11 protein-coding genes are annotated in these 15,554 nt (G+C 59.9%); 5 read left to right on the forward strand and 6 right to left on the reverse strand.

Features of this window, described 5'->3' with window-relative positions:
* Positions 1–184: 184 nt before the first annotated feature.
* Positions 185–427: a HigA family addiction module antitoxin gene (locus ADA16_RS02555; protein WP_048758902.1), complete on the reverse strand. Its 243-nt coding sequence runs from the start codon at positions 425–427 to the stop codon at positions 185–187.
* Positions 428–750: 323 nt separating this feature from the next.
* On the opposite strand from ADA16_RS02555, the gene ADA16_RS02560 reads away from it, so the two are divergent.
* From ADA16_RS02560 to ADA16_RS02570, 3 genes are all read left to right on the forward strand, one after another.
* Positions 751–2,394 (forward strand): exonuclease domain-containing protein, encoded by a 1,644-nt coding sequence (locus tag ADA16_RS02560; protein WP_048758903.1) that lies wholly within the window; start codon positions 751–753, stop codon positions 2,392–2,394.
* A 111-nt stretch (positions 2,395–2,505) separates the two neighbouring features.
* Complete coding sequence (treY, locus tag ADA16_RS02565) at positions 2,506–4,968, forward strand: malto-oligosyltrehalose synthase (RefSeq protein WP_048758904.1); 2,463 nt, start codon at positions 2,506–2,508, stop codon at positions 4,966–4,968.
* Complete coding sequence (locus ADA16_RS02570) at positions 4,958–6,124, forward strand: GTP pyrophosphokinase (protein WP_065421318.1); 1,167 nt, start codon at positions 4,958–4,960, stop codon at positions 6,122–6,124. The genes treY and ADA16_RS02570 overlap by 11 nt, the downstream gene beginning before the upstream one ends.
* Here the strand turns inward: ADA16_RS02570 and ADA16_RS10895 are convergent.
* Together ADA16_RS10895 and ADA16_RS02575 are read right to left on the reverse strand one after the other, a co-directional pair.
* Positions 6,072–6,464: an RNA-binding S4 domain-containing protein gene (locus tag ADA16_RS10895; protein WP_082150634.1), complete on the reverse strand. Its 393-nt coding sequence runs from the start codon at positions 6,462–6,464 to the stop codon at positions 6,072–6,074. The genes ADA16_RS02570 and ADA16_RS10895 overlap by 53 nt on opposite strands.
* Positions 6,465–6,710: a hypothetical protein gene (locus ADA16_RS02575; protein WP_048758905.1), complete on the reverse strand. Its 246-nt coding sequence runs from the start codon at positions 6,708–6,710 to the stop codon at positions 6,465–6,467. It lies immediately after the preceding gene.
* A 151-nt stretch (positions 6,711–6,861) separates the two neighbouring features.
* On the opposite strand from ADA16_RS02575, the gene ADA16_RS02580 reads away from it, so the two are divergent.
* Positions 6,862–7,608: a helix-turn-helix domain-containing protein gene (locus ADA16_RS02580; protein WP_048758906.1), complete on the forward strand. Its 747-nt coding sequence runs from the start codon at positions 6,862–6,864 to the stop codon at positions 7,606–7,608.
* Positions 7,609–7,614: 6 nt separating this feature from the next.
* Here the strand turns inward: ADA16_RS02580 and ADA16_RS02585 are convergent, their stop codons facing one another.
* Complete coding sequence (locus ADA16_RS02585) at positions 7,615–8,307, reverse strand: YigZ family protein (RefSeq protein ID WP_239659312.1); 693 nt, start codon at positions 8,305–8,307, stop codon at positions 7,615–7,617.
* A gap of 137 nt (positions 8,308–8,444) precedes the next feature.
* Between ADA16_RS02585 and treZ the strand changes: the two genes are divergently transcribed.
* The gene (gene treZ, locus ADA16_RS02590) at positions 8,445–10,361 is read left to right on the forward strand and encodes a malto-oligosyltrehalose trehalohydrolase (RefSeq protein WP_048758908.1); all 1,917 of its coding nucleotides are present in this window, start codon (positions 8,445–8,447) and stop codon (positions 10,359–10,361) included.
* A gap of 9 nt (positions 10,362–10,370) precedes the next feature.
* Here the strand turns inward: treZ and ADA16_RS02595 are convergent, their stop codons facing one another.
* Positions 10,371–14,114: a hypothetical protein gene (locus tag ADA16_RS02595; protein ID WP_239659313.1), complete on the reverse strand. Its 3,744-nt coding sequence runs from the start codon at positions 14,112–14,114 to the stop codon at positions 10,371–10,373.
* A 106-nt stretch (positions 14,115–14,220) separates the two neighbouring features.
* Entirely contained in the window at positions 14,221–15,516 is a 1,296-nt protein-coding gene (gene ilvA / locus ADA16_RS02600; protein ID WP_048758910.1) for a threonine ammonia-lyase IlvA, read from the reverse strand.
* Positions 15,517–15,554 lie beyond the last annotated feature (38 nt).

The following is a 15,554-nucleotide window of genomic DNA, read 5'->3' on the forward strand; positions in this document are numbered from 1 at the left end:
GAGGTAATCTCTGGTGTTATCCATGATGCAATGACCGCCTGACCCTACCGACCATTTTTCGGGCCATTTTTGACATATACGCAGTCAGTAACTCGCATCGCCCCAGCGTCGCCAGCCATAAACGCAGTCACTAACTCGCATTGAGTTAATCAGCCACGTGGGAGCCGAGCTCGTGTGAAGCCTTTTACGCAGATGCGCGCATATTGAACTCTGCCTGAGAGTTCAACCAGTACTCCGGCTCGGTGTCAAAGTAGTCGGACAGACGGTTTGCGAGGTCAGTGGTGACCGCAGTGCGGCCAGTGCGAAAGCGCTCCAGGGTCGAGCTTGGCACACCGATGGCCAGAGCCAGTCGGTAGATAGAGAGGTGTTGTGGCTCGAGGAAATTGTCGTTCAGGATAGAACCAGGGTGCACAGGATGCGTGCTCAAAATGTTTACTCCTTATTTCGTCGCTTCACTGGCATACGTTGTTTCCGCTTTGCCCTTCGCTTGAGCTCAAAAAGCTCGAACGACGAGTTACCGCCGTTCGTCGAAAAGTATAAGTAGCGCCCACTCAAAATGCATCCGGACATTTAATCCCTCAAAACATGTGGTTTTCAGGGGTACGGACACCCCCACTGCCCGAACGCTCCATAAATATTCCTATTTCTGTGGACATTTCCACATTCTCGGCACCACATATACACGACGAAAACCGCAGGTACCGCAGCCTCTATAAGGCTCAATCCGACATCGGCGCTACCATCTAGTGCATGACTACGACCACGCCATCCTCCGAGCCCGCCGTCGTCTTCGAGCTCACCGGCGACACGGTGACTATTACCGCAGATGGGCTCCGCGTTACCCACACCCTCAACACGGCCAGCGCCGCCCCCACGAAGCCTCTTCCGCTTGCCGACGTTGCGGAGGTCGCATCCACAACTGAAAACAGTGTCTACGCTCCGGCCACCCGGTTCTTCCCCGGCACGGTCAATCTCGGGGCAACTTTGCCGAAGGTCCGCGTGATGCCTCATCGTCAGGCAGCGGCACAGTTGCTGTCAGATCTCATGGCAGAGATGGCCAAGAATCCGGAGTTCTACAACTCGGCTGATGCATTTACTTCCACTTTGATGCCGTGGGTAGCACAACGCGCGGCAGCCACCGAGGGTGTGAGTGTGGTTCAGGGCGCGGTCGACGTCGTAAAGCACTCTGTCCCCTTTGCACCGCTTCCTTCGGGTGATGAGGTTGCGGCGTCGGATATCGAGCCGTTTGCCGCGTTCGATGTGGAGACGGCAAATGAAGATGCGGGCTCGATTATTCAGCTTGGTGTCGCGGTTGTGCGTGGCGGGAAGGTAGCCGAGCGTTATTCCTGGATGTGCCGTCCGCCAAAGGGGCTGGAGTATTTTGATGAGGCCAACGTGGCAATTCATGGCATCACGGCGGCGGATGTTGCTGGTGAGCCGACGTTTCCGGAGCAGCTGGCGAAGTTCGTTGAAGTCGTCGGGGATTTGGACGTAGTTGCTCACAATGCGCGGTTTGATTTCACGGCTCTGTCGCGGGCGTGCCGGGCTGAGGGCGTCGCGGCACCGAAGTTGGATTTTGCGTGTACCTACATGTGGGCTCGTCAGATGCAGTTGGGCCTGCCCAATTTGAAGCTGTCAACATTGGCGGAGGCTGCGGGAACGTCGCTGGAGAATCATCATGATGCGACGGCAGATGCGGTCGCGTGTGCGGAGGTGGCGCTGTGGTTGATGGAGCAGCAGCGTGCGACCTCTGTTAAGGATTTGAGCCAGAAGGCCTCGCTGAACCTGGGCCAGATTGGCAGTGGTCGGGTACGAATGGTCCGCTACGATCCGTCTGGTGTCGCCAGCACAGGCGCAGGGACTAACGCCGGAACTGGCGCCAGCACTGGTGCCAAGACTGGTGGTTCGGCTCCGGCGCGTCGTCCACGTCGCAATGCAAAGTGGGACGCGGCCAAGACGCCGGATACTATTCCCGAGCCGAAACCGGACGCGGATCCCAGCGGCCTTTTGTACCAACAGCGCGTGACGTTGACTGGGGATTTTACGCCGTATGATAAGGGCTTTTTGTGGGACAAGATCGCCTTTGCGGGCGCGAATATCAATAAGGGTGTCACGAAGAAAACGACCATTTTGGTCGCCGGCCCGTGGGATTCTGTGACCTCGAAGGAGAAGAGAGCTCGACAGCTGCAGGCTGAAGGCCAGGAAATCCAGATTTGGAGCGAGAAGGAGCTCTTTACGGCGCTCGGCCTCAACCCGGATGAGGATAGCGGGTCAGAGGCTGGAGAAGCAGCTAGCGGCACGGCCGGTACCACCAGCGGAGACAATACCGGCGAATCGGTGCCGCTGTTTGGTTCCACTTCTCTGCCCGGCGATGACGGAATTCCACCTTTTTAGGCCCCGTTCGAGGACGAAATACTGAACCAGTCGGCGGGCACAGACCAGGATTCGACTCCTGCCGCTGCGATTGGTCAGCAGCTTTTCCTGGTGGGCGGTATAAAGGGGGACATGACTCGCCGACCAATTACGTCCACCTACCGTCTCCAACTCCGTGGCCCCAAGGCCGACCCGAACGGGCGCGCTTTCACGTTCGCCGACGCGGCTGAACAGGTCGGCTACCTGGCAGACCTAGGAATCTCGCACCTGTACCTGTCTCCTATCCTCACCTCCGTGCCGGAGTCGAACCATGGTTACGATGTCATCGATCCGACGACGGTGAACCCTGAGCTCGGCGGTATGGAAGAGCTACAGAACCTTGCCCAGGTGGCTCACAAGGCCGGCCTGGGCATCATTATCGACCTGGTTCCGAACCACCTCGGTGTTGATGAGCCGAAGCTCAATACCTGGTGGTGGGATGTTCTGACTTATGGCAAGGATTCTCAGTTCGAGCCTTACTTCGACATTGACTGGCACGAGGACAACGGCGCTAACGGCAAGATGGGGTTGCCGATTCTGGGATCTCCGGAGGACATCGACAAGCTGGAGCTCGACACCTCCGGCGACGAGCCACTGCTGCGCTACTACGACAACGCCCTTCCAGTACGCCCCGGCACCGAAAACGGCACCCCGCAGGAAGTACATGATCGCCAGGCCTATCGCCTGATGTACTGGAAGGACGGGGTTATTGGCTACCGTCGATTCTTCAGCGTCAACGGTTTGGCCGGCATTCGCCAGGAAAACCCGGTGGTCTTCGAGCACACTCACCGAATCGTCCGCGAACTGCTAGCCGCGGACATCATTGACGGTGTCCGCATTGACCACCCGGATGGTCTCAGCGACCCGTTCGGCTACCTCAGCGAGCTGCGTCGACTGCTTGGCGATGACAAGTGGTTGGTCATCGAGAAGATTCTGGGCGCGGAAGAACCGCTGGATCCGAGGCTCCAGGTTGACGGCACCACGGGCTACGATGCCCTCCGCGAGTTCGACAACGTCTTCGTCAACCGCGACTCCCGGGACGCCATGAGCATGCTGGCTCTGCAACAGTCCGGTTCGACGTGGGACAAGACCGCCGTGCAGGCGACTGCGCAGGCTCTCAAGCACGATGTCGCGGCTCACGAGCTGGCCGCAGAAGTCCGTCGTCTAGCACGTGCTCTGCGCCGCGACAACTGGTCTATCAGTGGCACCAGCGTCAGCGATGAGGTGCTTATCGACACCATCTGCAAGCTGGTCGCAGCCATGCCTGTCTACCGCTCGGACTATGTCTCCCTGTCACGCGTTGCTTCCACGGTCATTGGCGAGATGGCGGCGCGTTTCCCCTCCCGTGTCTTCGCTCTCGACCTCATCTCCGCAGGCTTGGTCGCCGGCGGTGAAGCCGCCACACGCTTCGCGCAGGTCTGTGGTGCGGTCATGGCAAAGGGTGTGGAAGACACCACCTTCTACCGCGCCTGCCGCCTGATTAGCCTGAACGAGGTCGGCGGCGACCTCGGCCGCTACGGGATGTCGGCAGCGGAGTTCCACCTGTTGCAGTCGGAACGCGCTCGCCTGTGGCCACGGACCATGACCACGCTGTCCACGCACGACACCAAGCGCGGCGAAGATGTCCGAGCCCGCATTCTTCAACTGTCTGATGTCTCCGGCGACTGGGCCGAAAACGTCCGCAACTGGATGGCCATCACACCAGCCCCGGACGACGCCACCGGCTACTTCCTGCTGCAGAACATCATCGGTGTGTGGCCCACCGACGGCGTAATCACCGATGAACTGCGCGAACGTCTCCACAACTACGCCATTAAGGCCATCCGCGAGGCAGATGTTCATACCTCTTGGACCGAGCCGGTCGAAGAATTCGAGCTCGGCATTCGTAGCTGGATCGACGCGCTTCTCGACGGTCCGCTGACCGACTCCATCACAGAGTTCGTCCGCTCCATTGCGCCGGCTGCCCTGACTACATCGCTGTCACGCAAACTCCTGCAGCTTGTCGGCCCCGGTATTCCCGATACCTACCAGGGTGCGGAGTTCCCAGAAGACTCCCTGGTTGACCCCGACAACCGCCGCTTCGTCGACTACGCTGCGCGCGTCGAGGCACTGGATAAGGTTGCCCGCGATGAGGTCGCGTCGGTGACGAAGAGCCCAGAGCACCCAGCTGAGTTGCCGGAGGACTTTACAGATGCCGATGCGGACGTCGTAAAGCTGATGGTGACTCACCACGGCGTGAAGCTGCGTGCGGAGCGCCCAGAATCCTTCGTCGGCGGCGCCTACCAGCCGGTTTTCGCTGTTGGCGTGGGCGAGCGCCATCTGGTCGGTGCAGCACGTGGACCTAAGGGTGAGCCGGAGGATGTCATCGCACTGGTGACGCGCCGTCCCCTGGGGCTGCAGCGCGAAGGCGGTTGGGGCGATACCACTGTCACGCTGCCTGAGGGATTCTGGACTGACCGCTTTACCGGTCACACATGGTCGGGCACCGTCGCCGTGTCCTCCCTGTTCAACTCCTTCCCGGTGGCGCTGCTCGTCCGCGAGGATGATGACGACTAAACGCATGAAGGATTCGCTTGCCGACGATTCCCGCGAGCAAACCCGCAAGGCTCAGCTGGCGGAGGACCGGGAAGTCACACGTGCGCTGCAGTCGAAATACGACTCATGGACAACTCGGCACTCCACCGCCGCACAGGACTTTGTCGACGCGATTAAGGAGATTCTCTCCGATGCTGGTCTGGCCTTTGACAATGTCACGGCGCGGGTGAAGTCCTTTCGCTCCCTGCGGCAGAAGGCCTTGCGTCGTAAAGCGGATGGCAGCTACGTCTACCCTGACCCGTGGCACGATATCCACGACATCATCGGCGTGCGCGTGACCACATACCATTCGACGGAAATTCCGGCGATTATGGACGCGCTGGGAGATTCGCTGATTGTGTTACGAACGATTGACAAGACAGCGGAGACGCGGGTTAGCGGCCGGCTGGGATATGGCTCTCAGCACTTGATTTGCAAGGTGTCGACGGCGGCGCCGTCAGAACTGACTCCCTATGCGGACATGCAGTTTGAGGTACAGCTGCGCACGGTCCTACAGCATGCGTGGGCGGAGTTTGAACACGATATTCGCTACAAAGCACCCGAGGGCGCGACAGACCCTCGGATTGATCGAGCTTTTGCACTGGCCGCTGGGCTCATTGAACTGGCGGACCAGCAGTTCGACCAAGTCGTTGCCGTACTGGAGGAATCGACACCGGACAATTCCGCGCATGGAGAAGGCGAACAGAACTCTGTTCCTGCAAAGACCACGGCCGATGACATTGTGGTGACCGAGGAAACCCTGCCGGGTGTGCTGACAATGCTGCTTCCGGATGCACCGCGCTCAAAATCGGAGCATTACGGCTGGGCGGAGGAACTGTTGGAGCTCAATGGGATTCGTACTGTCGGGCAATTGCGTGAGCTACTTAATCCGCAGCGTCTCAGCGCGGTAAGTAAGGCCATGAAGTACCGCTTCACCCCAGGTCATGTGCGTGTAATCGATGACTTGCTGCTTGCGGCGCGCGGTCACAAGCACATTGAGGCCACTGCGGATACCAGCCATAATCCACAGCGTCGACCAGCTCGCTTGCGCGCGCGATTGCAGCAATTAACTGAGGCCGGAGTGCCTACGAGCGACGGCCACGAAGACGGTCGAGCTGACGCCGATCGCGCTTCGTAGGCCGTCCCGCACCGCGGTCGCGCATCGGCATAGAAGCGAGAATTTCTTTCGGAGGAGGCGGTGGTGAGTGGTCGATATAACACTTCCTGGCAACGGGCGCTCCGACTCGCTTCTTCACCGTCTTGGTTACCTCAACGATGTACTCACGGTGGTTGGCCCACAACCTCACCTTGTCTCCGGGGACAATCAGAGCCGAAGGCTTCACGGCTTCACCATTGACTTTGACGTGGCCACCGCGGCAGGCATCTGCCGCCAATGAGCGAGTTTTCAGCAACCTGACCGCCCAGATCCAGGCATCGATGCGCACTGGTTCAGTGGACAATACCTGCTGAGCTGCCATTTACTGTGGATCCTTGTGGTTCACAATCCGCTGAACCTTTTGCCAATTAATAAAACCGCCGACCAGGCCGACGATTGCCAGGATAAGGAATAGTGACATGCTTGAGGCAATGAGTCCGAGCACTGCGCCGCCGACGACACCGCTGCCTGCCCAAACAACGGCATTGCGGGAATACTTTCGCACCGCGTTCTTGCGGAGCTCAATGGGGTTCTGAGATTGGGGCTGAAGATAGCTCATGGGATACATATTAGAGCGTTCTGGTCGACCTGACGTACCGCATCGGTCGATGGGACGTACAATTCGAAAAAATATGTACAGACATAGCCGACCTGCTAATTCTTCCTATTTAGGTAGGCAATTAACGCAATAGCGTAGTTTGGTTGCTAGAGTTAGTCCTATGACAGAAACTGTCCGCCCCCGCCACCGCATGGTCGACCGCGTTGCGGCGATCCTCGAACTCGTTGCGCGCTCTAACGAAGGCCTAACCCTCACTGACATCGCCCACACGCTGAACTATCCGCTCAGTACCACGCAGGGCCTTGTCAACGGTCTGACCGTCACAGGTTACCTCGACGAGTCCAACAAGCGTTACACGCTCGGCATGGCACCGTTTCTGCTCAATGTCATGGCCGGTCGTCGCATGGTCAACGTACCAACGGCCGAGCTCGAGGCGATTCACAACGAAACCGGCCTGATTACCGTGCTCGCGCTGCCAGTTGGTGGCAAGCTCTTCTACCTTAAAACCGTCGGTGAGTCCATGCGCTACCAGTACCTGACGGAAAACTTCCTGCCACGCTCACTGCTGCGCACCTCTGCAGGGTGGGTTTTGATGAGCCGGTTTGAAAAGCGCGAACTGTGGTCTTATCTGAACTCCGCACGACCGGAAGACCAGGTCTATGTGGATGACTTCCTCCGCCAGGCCGGGGAAATCGCAGAAACCGGCGTCTGTGCTGCCCCGGGTATTGCCGAAGGCGGTGGAGTCGATGGTGTCTCCATCGCCGTGGAGGAAGACGGGGCTACTGTCGCGGCAGTCTGCGTCTTCGGCCGGCCCGAAAAGATTGCGGAGAATAAGGACGAACTGGTAGAGATTCTCAAGCGCCATCGCGGCGCACACAACGGCGAAGAGTCCTCAGCCCAGGATTAGCGGGTGTTAGGCGCGCAGCTCCCACCAGATTTCGCCGCCGTCCTTAGACGGCTCACTAGCCCCCTTGGTCAGCGCCTGCATTTCGCCGTCAAGCTGCGCAATCCCTTCGGCGGTCACCGCAATGGAAAACTCCACGTTCTGTCCCCACCGCGTTTCCACAATGTCGTAGCCACGAGCACGCAGTTCGGCTTCGATGCGACCGGCATCTGCGGCAGGGGCACTCACCACTCTTAAGGCTCGCTGCACGCGCCGCATGCGCGTCACTTTCTCTAGACAATGTGAGACTGAATCCGAATAGGCTCGCACAAGCCCACCCGTGCCCAATTTGATGCCGCCAAAATAGCGGATTACTACGGCGGTGACATTTGTCATTCCAGAGCCCTGCAGTACATCGAGCATAGGGCGACCTGCCGTACCACCGGGTTCACCGTCATCCGAAGATCGCTCTACACGATTCCCGCCGACCACCTCATGAATGTATGCGCTGCAGTGGTGGCGGGCATCTGGGTACTCCGCCTTGGCCAAATTAATGACCTCGCGGGCGCTGTCTTCGTCGTCGACACGCGCGATCCACGTGATGAAGCGGGATTTCTTAATCTCGATTTCATTCGTGACGATGTCGCCGTCGACTGGGACAATCAGCTCGATGTCACGCTGATTCTGCGTCGTTTCGGTCGAAGTGGATGGGTCGGTGGTCATGATGTCCATTGTGGCGTATGGGCTTGGAGCACACCCAATCACCGCTGCTCTGCCCCAACTCAAACTGACCTCGGACTCACCTCGAATCCGTGGTGTTCGAAAAAGTTTCACTGTGCCAATCCGCTGACTGACCTACCATGGTGCCTATGAGCAACTACCGAGTCTGGGCACCGTACGCTTCCGAAGTCCGTTTGCTGTTGGGCGATCCTGACGCGCCAGCGATTTTCGATATGCACCCAATCGCTGACGCCGCTGATGGCTACGACGCCAACTCTGGTTGGTTCGAAGCTGATGTGGCACGCACGCCCGGAGATCGCTACGCATTTTCACTGCGGGCGCATGCGGGGTACGGCGCGCCTGACAGCGAATCGGGGGACGGCTCCTCCCCTAGCGTCGGTGACTGGACGATCCCGCTGCCGGATCCGCGTTCCCAGTCCCAGCCGGATGGTCCGCATGGTTTCTCCGAGGTCATTGACCTGGGCGCCTACAAGTGGAAGGACTCGGCCTGGTCGGGCCGTATTCTGCCGGGCGGTCTGATTTATGAGCTGCATGTGGGTACCTTCAGTGATTCCGGTGATTTCGCCGGTCTGGTGAATCACCTGGACCACCTGACTGAGCTGGGAGTGACGCACATTGAGCTCATGCCTGTGCAGCCTTTCGGCGGCGATCGAAACTGGGGCTATGACGGTGTGTCCTGGCACAGCGTGCACGAGGGCTACGGTGGCCCGCGCGGTCTGCAGAAGCTGATTGATGCGTGCCACAGCAAGGGTTTGGCCGTCATTCTTGATGTGGTCTATAACCACTTCGGCCCGGACGGCAACTACGTGGGATTTTTCGGCCCCTACACCTCTGGTGGTTCGACGGGTTGGGGTGAGGTTGTCAATCTCACTGGCGACAACTCTGATGAGGTGCGTGCGTACATTTTGGATGCGGTACGCCAATGGTTGGTGGACTACCACGTCGACGGCCTGCGCCTGGATGCGGTCCATGCCCTGCATGACGAGGGCGCATTCCACATTCTGGAACAGATGCAGGTTGTCGCAGACACAGTCGCAGCCGAGACTGGTATTCCCCGGTCCTTGATTGCAGAGTCCGACCAGAATGATCCGCGCTTGGTCCGCCCCCGCGCTGCCGGTGGATTTGGCCTCAACGCTCAGTGGGATGATGACGTCCACCATGCGCTGCACACGCTGGTCTCTGGTGAGGACCACGCCTACTACTCGGACTTTGGTTCGGTGGAAGCGCTAGCTAGTGCTTTGGAAACTGGCTTCTGGCATACCGGCTCAATGTCAACGTTCCGCGGTCGTACTCACGGTCGCCCCTTTGACCTGTCCGTCCAGCCCATGCACGCTTTTGTGACGTACACGACCACGCATGATCAAACGGGTAACCGCGCAATCGGTGATCGTCCGTCCATGAACCTCACCCCGGCTCAGCAGGTACTAAAGGCAGCAGTTATCGCCTGTAGTCCTTTTACCCCGATGCTCTTCCAAGGTGAGGAATGGGGCGCTTCCACCCCGTTTGCGTTCTTCTGTTCCCATGAAGATCCGGAGCTGCAGCGGCTCACCCGCGAAGGACGTCTTCGTGAGTTCGCCCGTGCCGGGTGGAATCCAAAGGAGGTATCCGACCCATCGGATCCGGAGACCTTTAACCGCTCGAAGCTCAATTGGCAGGAGGTCTCGGAGGGCTCGCACGCCACTATTCTGTCTGCCTACCGCGATCTCTTCGCGCTGCGGAAGTCTCACCCGTCTCTGCGCACTCCGTGGTCGGCATCTGTCGTGACCGAGTACGACGAGGACAACCGTTGTCTCGTCGTGGTGCGCAGTCAAGACGAGCGCGAAGTTGGTGCCCGCAGCTCTGACGCCTTTGAAACTGTCGCTTTGGTAGCGAACTTCTCCGACGCTGAAACCAGCGTCAATCTCGACTCCGAGTTCGGTTCCGCGCACCTCCTGCACACCTTTGAAGGCGCAGCGGCCAGCATCGTCAACGACGAATCTGCTGGCCCCGAAATTTCACTCCCGGCCTGGGGCTACGCTGTCATTTCGCTGAGCTAGTCAGCCAGGCTAGTCCTCCGCGTCAGCGGCGTCTTCGGCCCCAGCAGCAGCTTCATCTCCAGCTGCTCCCTCAAACTCTCCCTCAGACTCCGCGGCGGCTGCAGTGTCAGCCTCAGCATCAGCGTCCGAAGCTGGCACTGGCCACGGCAGCTCGGTGACATCACCGTGAAGTACGTGAGCCACCAACGCATCTGCGATGAGAATATCGCTCATCACCAGAGTCGGCACCAGGTCTGCCAGCTGCGCCCACATCGGAATCAGCTCACGGACAGCGGCGACACTAGCGTCGGAGCTCTCAGCCTGAGTACGGGCCAGTACACGGGCAGCCACTGCAATAAGTAGAGACGTGCCCGGCACCAGAGTCCAGTGCAGCGAAGGATCATCCGCATCGATGCCGTCGAGCTTGTGGAAGCGCACATTGACCGCCTTGCGCAGTCGAGGCGATGCCTTCGACACTGTCTTGAAAAGCACCCGAGAGGCTGCGGCGAGTCGGGTCATCACACCGGATTCCACAATCTCAGCGCGATTGCGCACCACTTCGTAAATCGCAGTGAAGCGAGCGTCATCGTCGGTCAGTGGGCCCGGGACCATGCGGTAAGGATCAAAGACCTGCGACAAAATAGCGCTAGCCTGTGCTTCCGGCAGCGAGGTAATCTGCACTGAACTCTGGTCGATGGTGGCGGACTCTAAAGTGGTGTCCTGGCCGCTGGCGGCAATATCCAGCAGTCCCTGGCCACCAGTTGTGCGCAGGTAATCCAACTGTCGAGAACGGTCCACGCTCTCATCAGTGAGATCCGCCAGCGCTGCCAAAGCACCGAGCCACGGAACACGGCGACGTCCCGGCACCGGCTTGGTGGCGCTGAAGTCTCCCAGCACAAGTCCGGAGGCGATAAACATACCTGGCTGATCATCCAGCGCAATGACCGACCGATTCAACGCAGCCAGACCAGCGCGCGGTTCAGCACACAGGATGGCACCCAACATAGGTGCGGCCAGCAGCGGATTTGCCTGCGCCATCGCGGTTGCACGGCCAGCGCGCAGAGTCACCAGTAGCGTCCACAGACGTGCGAGCTGGTCCTGATTAAGCTCGCCCCACAGCTCCTGCGCGCGAGCAACGGGATTAGCGTCCTCGCTGCCGAGGTCGATAGCCTCCGCATCATCGACATGATGCAGAATGATCGACCCAGCCGCCGGCCACTGCGGGTGGCGTTCCTTTTCCACGCCGAGAGTCACCTGCGCGACGAATGGGCCAAGGCCGCGGAGCTCGTCGGGAAGCTCGCATTCGCCCTCTACGACTTCAAGAGCGACGGGTTCGCGCCACGGCTGACCTGCAGCCCAGAGCCACAGGGTCATCGGCAAGTGCGAAACATCGTCAGCGACATCAATCTCGATGATGTCAGTGGCTTCATCGTTGAAAGCAATCTGGCGGATGGCATCGCGGGAGGAAGCCTCCACCAGTGGTACAGACAGGCGCTTACGTCCCGTCACACGTGTCCAGTCCAAACTGATGCGCAGGGCCTTCAGCAGGGAGATACGGTCAGCGAACTTGCCAAACTCCGCATAGCCAGTATCGCCGAAACGCTTGATGGGGACCCGACAGATGTCGCGCTCACCGCTGGAAACTGCAACATGCGCATGGCGCAGCTCGCCTGGGGCATTGACGACAATCTTGCCGAAGGCATCGACACGCTTCGGACGGGTGACCAATGTAGTGGTGCGGCGGGCGACGGATTCGTCGGCAAGCGGGACCTCAAACTGCAGCGTACCTGGCGTGACCTGCAGCTGCAGCCATGCGCCTTCGTCGGTGGAAAGCTCGACGGTACCGGTGATTTCGTCCGCCCCGAGGCGCACGATGGCGGGCTCGGCGTCCAGCGGCTTGTCGCCCGAAACAACGCGGATGTCAGCGGGACTTAGACCATCGATGGTTGGGATGCGGAAGCCGTCGCCACCGCCGCTGTACGTGATCGTGAGGTCGGCCTGCTCGGCAATGGCGAAGTGCTTCTGGAAGCTGCGGCCGCGCGGATTGACCAGGCGGACCACGAACTCGCCGACCCACGGATAGTCATCATCGGTAAGAATCTCGACTTCGCCGCCCGCGGCGGGTACCTCGAGGTCGTAAATCATGACGGAATCCGTGGTAAACGCACCGTAGCCGCCAAAATCGGTGACGATGGCACGCCAGGACTCGTCCTTACCGGACAGCGTCGGCGGGAACACTGCGACCGGCCCGCCGGCGTAAACCGGGGTGCCGTAGGCGGACACCGTGCCGTCGAGACGCGCGTGCGGCATGGTCATTCGCGGCTGACGCTGTGGCGAAGCCGATCGAACTTCGCCCGCCACGCCGGCGCGACGAACCTGAACTGCATGGACATCGCGGAGATCAATTTCAGCGACTTGCCACAGTTCCCAGTTAAATGGGCACGGATCCGACAGGAATGGCACCTCAGCACCCGTGACGGGGTCAACGAGTGTGGCATCGACCGGGTAGACCACCGTTGCGGATGTCGAGTGCAGCGATACCTTGTCCGTGACCGACTGCCCGTCGGCACCGAAGATGAGAATCGGGTCTTCAGTGCTAATCGCCGGGACTCGCCAGTGTTTCTCATCGCCGATTTCCACCAGCACATCGCGCACCGGCTCATCGATGGTCACCACCGGACGTGGCAGCGAATCCTGCAGCCCAACCACCGGCGTCGTTGCTACCGTGCCGCCGAAGGTGACGCGCCAAGTCCGTCCCGCCGGATCCAGCGGCGTCGGCAGCTGTACGCCAACGGTCTGCGTCAGCTCATCGAAGTACAGCTGCGGGCGGCCAGTCGTTGCCACCACGCCCACGGCTTCACGACGATTCGCAGTACCCGCAGGACGCATACGCAATTCTTCGCGCGCAGCGGACACCAGAATGGGCGGCAGCCCCGCATCGAGCTGGCCAAGTTCTTCCCGAGCTTCCCAGTTGGCCGGATCAGCGGCGGTGGCAATGGTGTAACCCAGGGTTGCCTTGAACAACTTGTGCGTCTGGCGAGGTGCCGTCCTAGCCAGCTGGCGCAAGGCCAGCGGGTAAACACCATCCTCTGCCTCCGCGATTTCGGTCAGCAACCCCTCGAGTAGCGGATGAACCTTCGATAGCGCCTGCACCAGGTCATTGGCCGAAGGGTTGGTCAGCTCCGCTACTCCGGCGAGTTCCTCACAGCGTTCGATAATCAGTGGCATCACCGACAGCTGTACACCCGCGTGCAGCAAAAGAACCTGTGCCGCCCGCTGCAGCTCATCCGAATCGGCCTGGTCGCTGTCGACGTCGTTAGGCAAACCAGCGTTGGCCAGCATTGTCGGCACTGTGGCGGCGAGGTGCGAGGTGAGCGCGCCGGTAGTGTCAGCGTCTGGATCCAGCTGCAGAGCAGCCGGCCAGTCCAGCCACATTTCGCTTGCCGACGCAACACGCGCGGCGCGGCCTACCAGCGAGGCGAGTGTGACCAGCGGATGATTGTCAACGACACTCTTCGCGGCCTCAATATCTGCAGCTGTACCACCGGCCAGATGGTGAGCCAGGAGGGTTCCCAGGAAGCGGTCGATGCGCTCGACCTCGTCCATCGACAGCCCTGACCAAACAAACAGTGGCTCAACCTTGGCCTGCGTGGCAGATTCCAGCAACCCCGGAATCCGGGTGGCCAGATCCTGCTCTGCAGCAGCCAGCCACATTTCGACAATCACTGTATTTTCCACTCGGACACCCTGGTCAACACTGCTTGCCCCAGTCATAGTGGGTGGACGCTCCCTTTCGCTACAAAGCTTGCTCGAAAAGATTCATTTGATTGGTGGACCTGGGAGGACTACCAGTGAGTTTTCCCAGATTGACTCCGCAAGTCTAGGTCAAAAAGTCATACTCTGGCGTGCCGGGAACCAGACGGCGGCACTTCAGCGGCGAGGCGTCCATGCGCGACAGCAATTCATCGAGGTCAGAGGCACGACGCAGCTCAATACCGACAAGTGCTGCACCAGTTTCACGGTTGTTGCGCTTGAGGTACTCAAACTGCGAGATGTCGTCATCGGGGCCGAGGACATCGCTGAGGAACATGCGCAGCTGACCCGGCTTCTGCGGGAAATTCACCAGGAAGTAGTGCTTAAGACCGCGGTAGACCAGTGAACGCTCCATAATTTCGGCATAGCGCAGCACGTCGTTGTTACCGCCCGAAATGATGCAGACAACTACTTCATCCGGTTCGAACTGCATCTGCTCCAGAGCTGCCACGGACAGCGCACCGGCCGGCTCGGCGATGATGCCCTCGTTCTGGTAGAGATCCAGCTGCGCCTCACAGACCGCGCCCTCCGGCGCAATCATCGGATGAACGCGGTTGCGATTGGCCTCCAGGATGTGCCACGGCAGGTCACCAAAGCGGGCCACAGCAGCACCATCGACGAACGGATCGGTGTGTCCCAGTGTGATGGGGCCGTTGTTTTCCAGAGCTGCGCGCATGCATGCCGCACCTGCAGGCTCCACACCCATCACCTGCGTGTTTGGTGACATATCGGCCAGATAGGAAGTGACACCGCTGAGCAAACCACCGCCACCGACCGGTACACAGATGGTGTCCAGGGTCAGCCCCTGGCCGGAGAGCTGCGCAATGATTTCAGCTGCGACAGTGCCCTGGCCAACGATGGTGTTGAAGGAGTCGAATGGCTCCACCATGGTGGCGCCTGTGCGCTGCGCGTCGGCGCGCGCTGCTGCGGCGGCCTCATCGAAGGAGTCTCCGACAACGACAATCTCAACGGCATCGCGGCCGTGGTATGCGATGCGGTCGCGCTTTTGCTTCGGCGTGGCATTGGGCACATAGATGCGCCCCTTGATGCCAAGCTGACGACAGGCGTAGGCCACTCCCTGTGCGTGATTACCTGCGGAGGCCGCAACGACACCTGCAGCTCGCTCTTCCGCGGTGATCTGAACCATCGCGTTGTAAGCGCCGCGAATTTTGTACGAGCGGACATCCTGGAGGTCTTCCCGCTTGAGGAACACCTTAGCGCCGGTGATTTCGGAAAGACGCGGGCTGAACTGCAGCGGAGTGGCCGCAATGACCGAAGAAATTCGTGCCTGCGCAATCTGGATATCGGCCGCGTGGACAAGTCGGCGTTCGGGCTGGGAAGCAGGCACAGAATTCTCACTCATGAGCTAAGACTCTACTCGGTCGCATAACCGGTTGCGAC

The organism is Corynebacterium vitaeruminis (assembly GCF_001054325.1).
Lineage (GTDB): Bacteria > Actinomycetota > Actinomycetes > Mycobacteriales > Mycobacteriaceae > Corynebacterium > Corynebacterium vitaeruminis_A.